At 71.2% G+C, this 2,263-nt stretch carries 2 protein-coding genes and 1 pseudogene; 2 read left to right on the forward strand and 1 reads right to left on the reverse strand.

Features of this window, described 5'->3' with window-relative positions; all coding sequences use genetic code 11:
- Positions 1-461, reverse strand: a pseudogene (locus FNH04_RS45070) (ThiF family adenylyltransferase); the annotation flags it as partial.
- A gap of 246 nt (positions 462-707) precedes the next feature.
- Between FNH04_RS45070 and FNH04_RS45075 the strand changes: the two are divergent.
- A complete protein-coding gene (locus tag FNH04_RS45075) occupies positions 708-1,304 on the forward strand; it encodes a M48 metallopeptidase family protein (RefSeq protein ID WP_322725693.1) in 597 nt (198 codons plus the stop codon).
- 163 nt (positions 1,305-1,467) lie between these two features.
- Positions 1,468-2,263 (forward strand): TerD family protein (locus tag FNH04_RS45080; RefSeq protein ID WP_194237035.1); only part of this gene is annotated, 796 nt, incomplete at its 3' end.

Raw genomic sequence — 2,263 nt, forward strand, 5'->3', positions numbered from 1 at the left:
ACCCCCGCGCCCGCCAGGAGCGAGGCGAGGACGACGCCCACCCTGCCCGCGCCGCGCACCTGCACGCGCAGGGAGCGGCGGGCGGCCAGGCGTCCCATCGCGCCGCCCGGCTCCGGGGAGACCAGGGAGAGGGCGGCGAGGTCGGGGCGCAGGCGGTCCATGACCGCCTCCTTCCGGCGCAGGGAGTCCGCCTCCGGACCGCCGCCCGTCGCGTCGTCCAGCAGGCCCGACTGGGTGAGCCGCTCCACCAGCCCGTCGACATGGCCGTGGGGCAACCCCATCCTGCGTCCCTCGTCGCGCAGGAGCGGCAGCCCGCGTGTCCCGTCGAGCAGGGCGAGGAAGCTGCCCGTCGCCATGTCCATCGGCCCCAGCACCATCGCGTGCGCGGGTGCCATCCCGAACTGCACGGTGTTGAGGTCACGCCAGCCGCGCCGCAGCGCGGGCTTCACCATCGGATGCATGATCGGCCCCCGTAGCCGTAGTGCGTACGTCCCCGTGTGCCGGCGGGCACCCGGACACCTCGGTCGAGTCGTGCGTCGTGTCCGGTCCGTCGGCGAGTGCCAGGATGCCGGGTTCCGCCACCGGGCGCCGGAAGTTGTCCACAGGGGCCCGTATTAGTCGTACAAATCCAGCGCTCGGAGTGCGGATCGGTATCGAACCGTCCCGGAGTGGGGACTTCGCGCGTGTGCAGCGGGTAACGTCGGGTCGTGCCCGCCGACCCACTGCACCGCGCCGGAAAGCCAGAGCGCAGTACGACGAGCAAGCCGCCGAGTGGCTCGGGGGCGAGCGCGATCGAGGTCCGCAGGAGTACGCGACGGCGCAGGACGGTCTCCGCGTACCGCGAGGGCGATCGCACCGTCGTGCTCATCCCCGCCCGTATGTCCGAGGCGGAGGAGCGGCGCTGGGTGACCGTCATGCTCGACAAGCTCGCCGCTCAGGAGAGCAAGCGGCTGATCGGTGACACCGAGCTTGCCGAGCGCGCCGAGCGACTGTCGCTCCAGTACTTCGACGGCCGCGCCCGGCCCACGTCGGTCCGCTGGGTCACCAACCAGAACACCCGCTGGGGCTCCTGCACCCCGTCCGAGGGCAGTATCCGGCTTTCGCACCGGTTGCAGGGCATGCCCGAGTACGTCATCGACTACGTACTCGTCCACGAGCTCGCCCACCTGCTCGTGCCCGGGCACGGCCCTCGCTTCTGGCGGCTGCTGGAGGCCTACCCACGGACCGAACGGGCCCGTGGCTACCTCGAAGGGGTGGTGGCGGCCGACCGGCTGCCGCATCTGCCCGTCACACGCGACGAGTGACCGACTGACGAAAACCGGCCACCACGCGTACGCGTGCCCGCACCGGAACCAGGCCGTGGGCAGCGATTGTGTACCGGGTCTGTACCGGCTTCCTCCGCAGCCGGATTTTGCCGTTAGCCTGTCGCGACGCACTCGCATTCGGGATGGGGGACGGTCGTTACGCATGGCCAGGGAATTCCAACGCGGCCACAAGGCCAGGATCAGTGACCTCACGGCGGGGATGGATCTGTACGTGGGTGTACAGATTTCCGCCCCCGGGCTGACCTTCGACATCAGCTGCTTCGGTCTGGACGCCGACGAACGGCTTTCGGACGACCGGTACTTCATCTTCTTCAACCAGCCGAAGTCCCCCGAGGAGGCCGTTCAGCTTCTGGGGGCCCAGGCGGGTGACACGGAGTCCTTCCGTGTCACGCTCGACAGGATCCCACCGCAGATCCAGAAGCTGTCGTTCACGGCGACCATCGACGGCGCCGGGCAGATGTCGCAGATCGCCCCTGGCCACATCCGCATCGTGGCGGGCGGCGAGGAGGTGGCCCGGTACTCGTTCAACGGCACCGAGTTCTCCACCGAACGCGCCGTGATGCTGGGCGACTTCTATCTGAAGGACGTCTGGCGGTTCGCCGCCGTCGGCCAGGGCTTCGACGGCGGCCTGGACGCACTGCTGAAGAACTTCGGCGGTGAGGTCGCGGAGGAGGAGCCCGCGGCCCCGCAGCAGCCCCAGTCAGGCGCCGCGCCGGGCTTCGCCCCGCCGGCCCAGACCGGTGCGCCGCCCGCGTTCGCACCCCCGGCCGCCACGGCACCGGCTCCCACGCCTGCTCCGGCGCCCGCGCCCCAGCCCGCGCAGGGTTTCGCGCCGCCAGGAGCGACTCCGCCGCCCGCGCCCCCGGTGCACGCACAGCCGACCATCGTCGCGCCCGTGAACACCCCGCAAGGCGGCACCGTTCCACTGCCGCCCGCCC

Source organism: Streptomyces phyllanthi, from assembly GCF_009377205.1.
GTDB classification, from domain to species: domain Bacteria; phylum Actinomycetota; class Actinomycetes; order Streptomycetales; family Streptomycetaceae; genus Streptomyces; species Streptomyces phyllanthi.